Consider the following 6,509-nt stretch of genomic DNA (forward strand, 5'->3'; position numbering starts at 1 on the left):
ACTAATTGGACTCTCTTTTACAAAACGCTCAAATATTGCTCCCAGCATTCACCATCTCCTCCGCTACTTTTTAGTTTGCGATCGCATGGCATTATTATCCGGCTATTTGTCACCTTGACAGGGCTAGTCCCGTGAGTTGTTGAAAAATGGGGATGCTCCCAGTAAAACTATATTATTTTGTGAAAACGGTAGAATGCGCCTAAATAACTAATGATGCTGTGATAACTCAACTTGATTGTCGCCAATCTGTCGGTGCTTCTATATAATCAGGTAGACGAGTGGTGCGATCGCCAAGTGCTTTTTCAATCTGCTGCAACTCTAAGTTTTTAGCCCCTGTTAAAATTGTCCCTTCCAGTTTGACATCACTCAGGTCAGCTTCTGAAAAGTTAGCTCCCATCAGGTTTGCCTGAGTCAGGTTAGCTTGATAAAAGGTTGCCCTATACAGGTTAGCTCCGATGAGGTTTGCTTGATAAAGGTCAGCTTCCGTTAAACTGGCTTCTGAGAGGTTGGCAAAATACACTTCTGTTTGGTGGAGTTTGGCTGCATTCAAGTTAGCCCCAGAAAGATTGGCACCATTCAAGTTAGCCCCTGAGAGGTTGGCTCCAATCAAACCCGTCATGCACAGATTGGCTTTACCCAATTTTGCTCCTTGCAAGTTAGCTAAAAATAGCTTTGCCCCAGAGAGGTTGGCGATTTTTAAGGTAGCTTGTTGCAAGTTAGCTTTATAGAGGTTTGCTCCTTGCAAATTAGCTACACGCAGACTTGCTCCAGAAAGGTTGGCTGAACGCATGTTTGCCCCACAGAGATTAGCGCGGTTGAGATTAGCCCAACAGAGGTTTGCTCCACAAAGGCTAGCTTTTAGTAATTTAGTTTCATAGAGAATAGACCTAACGAGTTTAGCGCCGTTCAGGTCAGCCTCGCTCAAGTCGGCTCCCCGCAGGTCAGCTCCACTCAAGTCAGAACCACGTAAGTCTGCTTGTTGCAGATTAACTCCTAGCAGGTCTGCCCTTCTAATGTCGATATTACGTAAATCAAGTTTTTGATCTTTTGGGTCTTCGAGTAAATTACGCCTGCCGATGACAGTTAAAGCTGCTTGAATATCAGTGCGGATTTTTGGTAATTCTTCATGGAGATTTTGCTCCAACTGCTGTGTCGGACGCGACCCACCTCTGTGCCTACCTGAGTAAGCTGCTTCTTGATATTCCGGGTTTTGTTGCTCTACCCTCACCTGCTGGATAGGTGCATTCTCTCGCACAAAGGCAGTGAGAATTTCCATGATTGTCCAGTATTCTTTAGAAAAATCCTGAGCAACTCTTTCTAATGCATAAATTGCGCCTGTCCGAGTTTCAACCTTTTCATGACCAAGCTGGGCAATTGCCCCCATAAAGCGCTCTGAAATCAATCTGTCTTGATTAACTTTTGCATTTTGAATGCCAATTTCCAGGTTTTTCTCAGATGCGATCGCATTTTTCTGCATCGCTTGGGCCCGCTTTGCTGCATAATAAGTATTAAACATTGCTGCCGATGCTAAAAAAACTATTGCAGTCGTTGTTAATGCTTGGTTTCTATACTGAATTTTTTCCTGAATTGATAATTCTTTAATACTGGACAACACGAAAAAAATTACAGTCAATGAGAAGCCAAATATAACTGTTATAGTTATCAACCAATTCAAAAGAGCGTCTGTCTTTTTAGAAGACATGGTAACGATTTTCCTTACAACTTAGAATTATTACTTAGATGTTGAGGAAAAATAGTATAGCATTTAGCAGAAAATTCTCATAGGTGCCAAGACACTCATTGAACTAGGGAATGATATCAAATATATTTATAGATTACGACATAAAGAAACCACCCATTCCAAATCAATGAAACGCTTGCGCTACAAGAATAACGAATTACGCTGAAAATAGGGAATGGGGAGTAGGGAATAGGGAATAGGGAAAAGAAATTTTTATTGCTTGCATTCTATCCCTTAATCTCCTCCTTTTGCCAAGGGGAGGGGAGACAAAGCATAGCTCTCAGACACTTCTTAAGTTATTGCATTCTTTTGATAGTGACAAAATAAGGTTATTTTGTACCTTTTACCAATTTCCTGGAAAGTAGTTAGTGAAGTTAAATCCATTCCCTACTTTCTTTCCTCCACCGGCGTTGTAGAATGTGCCATTTTTGAATGGATATAACAGTAGGTCTCCATTTCTATTTCTGACAATCAGGTCTGGAGTCCCGTCAACAGTCCAGTCGGCAACTAAGTAGTTAGTGAAATTAAATCCATTCCCTACTTGTGTTCCTCCACCGGCGTTGTAGAATGTGCCATTTTTGAATGGATATAACAGTAGGTCTCCATTGCTATTTCTAACAATCAGGTCTGGAGTCCCGTCACCAGTCCAGTCGGCAACTAAGTAGTTAGTGAAATTAAATCCATTCCCTACTTGTGTTCCTCCACCTGCATTGTAGAATGTACCATTTTTGAATGGATATAACAGTAGGTCTCCATTGCTATTTCTAACAATCAGGTCTGGAGTCCCGTCACCAGTCCAGTCGGCAACTAAGTAGTTAGTGAAATTAAATCCATTCCCTACTTGTGTTCCTCCACCGGCGTTGTAGAATGTGCCATTTTTGAATGGATATAACAGTAGGTCTCCATTGCTATTTCTAACAATCAGGTCTGGAGTCCCGTCACCAGTCCAGTCGGCAACTAAGTAGTTAGTGAAATTAAATCCATTCCCTACTTGTGTTCCTCCACCTGCATTGTAGAATGTACCATTTTTAAATGGATATAACAGTAGGTCTCCATTGCTATTTCTAACAATCAGGTCTGAAGTTCCGTCAACAGTCCAGTCGGCAACTAAGTAGTTAGTGAAATTAAATCCATTCCCTACTTGTGTTCCTCCACCGGCGTTGTAGAATGTATCATTTTTGAATGGATATAACAGTAGGTCTCCATTGCTATTTCTGACAATCAGGTCTGCTGCGCGTGTAACCGCTTCGGATGACATGATTATTGAAACAGCAATGCTAACTGTAAGAATTGCTTGTTTTAAAAACTTTTTCATAGTATTCCTCGACTTTTGTGTTTTGTGCATCTCCAATCGCTTTCGGCGAATATTTTGTTTCTCAGCTTTAAGCCCAGATTCCGCAGATGTGATTGTAAATGCTGCATTTTAGCTGTTTGACAGCATTACTATTATAGGATTCCTATTTAATTTTTGAACAAGACCACCAGAAAATACCTATCTCTTCCTATATTTTTCTTAACACTGTTGAAACGCTTGTTTTGTAAGTATCTTGAACATTGAGGTTTCAGGTGTACTTGACAAATTAGCTATTAGTATTTTCGCTCAAATTAGGTTTTGATTGGGAATGAACAACGAATAAATAAAGTGTAGAAAAAATACAAGATCGCTCTCGCAAATGTTAAGAAAGATCCGGGTCATGATAACCTTATTAAGGGGAGGAAAGACAAAGCGTAGCTTTAGCGCGGTAGGTTCTTAGGCTTTAATAAGTAATCAAGCGAACATGATATTACTCAGAAAATTTAGCTTCTGTGAGGTTTGCCCCATCGAGTATGGCATCATTGAGAACTGCTCCATGCAGCCTAGCTAAATATAAGCTTGCACAATATAGGTTAGCTCCAGAGAGGTTAGCTCCTTTGAGACTAGCTGCGCTGAGGATTGCTCCTTCTAGGTTAGCTAAATATAAGTTAGTACCTTCTAGGTTAGCTGCACTGAGAATTGCTCCCACAAGATTAGCTTCTGTGAGGTTAGCTCCAGCAAGATTAGCTTGATAGAGATTTGTCTGTTCTAGGTTCGCCCTATTCAGATTTGCTCCTCTCATGTCTGTGTGGCTCAAATCAAGTTGCTCATTTTTTGGGTCTTTGTTTACATCTCTTCTAGCGATAACGCTTAGGGCTGCTTGAATATCTATACGAACTTTTGTTGAGAGATTGCTCGTTATTTTCTCTTGGGGTATGTAAGGAGCATTTTCTCGGACAAAAGTAGTAAGAATGTCCATAATTATCCAGTGGTACTGTGGATAATTTTGGGCAATTTGCTCTAAATCATTAATTCCAGCCAGACTGGTTTCTATTGTCTTATTCCCTAGTTGTTCAGTTGCTATTCTTAAACGTTCTTTTGGCGACTGATGCTGATTTTGATTAACTTTTACTTGAAAAGCATGTATCCTCAGACATATTTTTGATAACTGACTGTTGTTTGTCGGTAAAATATTTTTTATGCCCTGAAAAGCATTAATAATTATTGTCAACATTCTTAAGTGATAAAATGAGGTTTAAAAATTACTTGCACTTACTACTCTTCATTCTTCACTATCAATTAACCCTGAGGATGATGATTTGGATTGATGCCTGTGATAAAGCATCCATAAATCATTTATGAAAAAGCACTAATTATAAAGGATAGCCTTCTTTTACTAGATACGCTACGGGAACACAAAAAATCTCACAAATCAAATAATATTTTTATTAACTCCTTCAATCAATGCAGCAAAAATTACAGCCTATAGTTAAAGACCTAGTTCTGATTGGTGGCGGTCACAGCCATGCAATTGCCCTGAAAATGTTTGGTAGAAAGCCTTTACCCGGTGTCCGTTTGACGTTGATTACCGCAGCCAAAAATACAGCCTACTCTGGAATGTTACCAGGACACATTGCCGGATTTTACAGCCGCGATGAATGTCATATTGACTTGCGACCTTTAGCGAACTTTGCTCAAGCACAATTGTATATTGACAGAGTAGTTGCCCTAGACTTGGAAAATCACAAAGTTCTTTGTGCTAACGGACTTGTGGTAGATTTTGATGTGCTGTCTATTGATATTGGCAGCACTCCGGCCACAGTGTCTGTATCAGGTGCAGCAGAATATGCGATCGCAGCTAAACCAGTATCGCACCTATTGGAACATTGGTATGAACTAATTGAAGCTGTAGGTAAAAATCCTCAAGAACCAATTAGCATTGCGATCGCAGGTGGTGGCGCTGGTGGTGTAGAATTGGCGCTGTCGATGCAATCTCATTTACATCGCATTTTACGTCAAACTCAACAACCAATTCAAAATCTGGAAATTAATTTATTCCAGCGTGGCACGGAACTGATGCCCAATTACCATTCATCAATACGCCACCAAATTCAGAAAATTCTCACTGAGCGAGGTATTAAGCTACATCTTGGGGAAACTGTGTGTCAAGTTGCACCTACACCACACAAAGAAACTAAAGAAATATTTGAGATTAAATGCGAATCTGGCTTGACAGTAGAGTGTAATAAAATTTTTTGGGTAACACAAGCATCAGCACCCGAATGGTTAAAAATCGCTGGACTAGGAACTGATGAGCGAGGCTTTATTTTGGTGGAAGACACGTTGCAATCTCAAACGCATCCCCAAGTATTTGCGGCTGGTGATATTGCCACAATGGTAAATCATGCCCGTCCGAAAGCTGGGGTATTTGCTGTTAGGCAAGGTAAACCTTTGTTTAAGAATTTACAGCGAATTTTATTATGTAAGTCGCTCAAACCTTATAGGCCACAGAAACAATATTTGAGTTTAATTGGTACAGGAGACGGACGAGCCATAGCCACACGAGGTATCATCACTTTACCACCTCACAAACTCTTGTGGCGTTACAAAGATTGGATTGACCGCCGCTTTATGGAACGCTTTCACTTTGAAAAAATGAGTGATATTATGTCCCTTTAATCACTTATTAAACCCGGAGAACCCCACCCCGCCAAAGCTATGCTTTGTCTCCCCTCCCCGCAGACTACGGTGTACACACAAGTCAATTACCCCCCTTAATCCCCCCTTTGTAAGGCAGGGCTGTTTCATTCCACAAGGGATAAGAGTTTGTCAATATCATTAGAGGTAAATCTCTGGGCTTGGGTAATGGATGAATAACCATTTCGGCGCAAAATATTGAGTGCGATCGTTCGCATCACTGACACATTTGCAGGAGCGTTACCCATACGTATGGTCGAATGGTCTTCATCAAAAATTACATCCTTGACCCAATGAAGACGATTCTCAATCCCCCAATGTCCGCGAATCCCCAAGGCACAAATCAGTTGCTGAACGGACTAGGCTACTGATGTAGTAAGCAACTTGGTAATATGGTTTGCCTGCACTGCTTCCCGATTCTTTCAACCTTAATTAAGGACTCCAACTCAGCCCATTCTGGACTGATGCCAGTTAAATCATGAAAAACTTCTATAGTACGTGTTGTAGCTCTGTTTCGAGTTTTTTCGACTGTGATGTACCGAGTTGTTGGCTTGGAGGTCTCCGTATTATGTCGAAGGCGATACAAGTTTTTTTGATTTGCCTTGACTGCGATCGCATAGCAGGGTAAGAACATCTCAATCAGGCTTGATGCAAGGAATCGGAAGAATCTAATATATCGTCAATGAAACAACAACTAAGAACCTGAATCATATAATTATTATCCATAGCAGTGCGTTTCATTTTTTGACGAAGACTACGTTTGTAGGTTTGTTCAAG

At 40.6% G+C, this 6,509-nt stretch carries 4 protein-coding genes and 2 pseudogenes; 1 reads left to right on the top strand and 5 read right to left on the bottom strand.

The window, feature by feature from the left end:
• Positions 1–226: 226 nt before the first annotated feature.
• The 3 genes from LC586_RS39235 to LC586_RS39245 all read right to left on the bottom strand — a co-directional run bounded on the left by LC586_RS39235 (position 227) and on the right by LC586_RS39245 (position 4,269).
• Positions 227–1,702 carry a pentapeptide repeat-containing protein gene (locus LC586_RS39235; protein WP_229491196.1) on the bottom strand — a complete coding sequence of 492 codons (1,476 nt, stop codon included), beginning with the start codon at positions 1,700–1,702 and terminating at the stop codon, positions 227–229.
• Positions 1,703–2,084: 382 nt separating this feature from the next.
• Complete coding sequence (locus tag LC586_RS39240) at positions 2,085–2,999, bottom strand: FG-GAP repeat domain-containing protein (RefSeq protein WP_229491197.1); 915 nt, start codon at positions 2,997–2,999, stop codon at positions 2,085–2,087.
• 526 nt (positions 3,000–3,525) lie between these two features.
• Positions 3,526–4,269, bottom strand: a complete 744-nt coding sequence (locus LC586_RS39245) for a pentapeptide repeat-containing protein (protein ID WP_229491198.1) — start codon at positions 4,267–4,269, stop codon at positions 3,526–3,528.
• A 230-nt stretch (positions 4,270–4,499) separates the two neighbouring features.
• On the opposite strand from LC586_RS39245, the gene LC586_RS39250 reads away from it, so the two are divergent.
• Positions 4,500–5,714: an FAD-dependent oxidoreductase gene (locus LC586_RS39250; RefSeq protein ID WP_229491199.1), complete on the top strand. Its 1,215-nt coding sequence runs from the start codon at positions 4,500–4,502 to the stop codon at positions 5,712–5,714.
• Between the two features lie 206 nt (positions 5,715–5,920).
• Here LC586_RS39250 and LC586_RS43375 read toward each other — a convergent pair.
• Positions 5,921–6,110 (bottom strand): annotated as a pseudogene (locus LC586_RS43375) (ISAs1 family transposase); the annotation flags it as partial.
• 261 nt (positions 6,111–6,371) lie between these two features.
• Positions 6,372–6,509, bottom strand: a pseudogene (locus tag LC586_RS39260) (ISAs1 family transposase); the annotation flags it as partial.

The organism is Nostoc favosum CHAB5714, from assembly GCF_020829495.1.
Taxonomy (GTDB): Bacteria; Cyanobacteriota; Cyanobacteriia; order Cyanobacteriales; family Nostocaceae; genus Nostoc; species Nostoc favosum.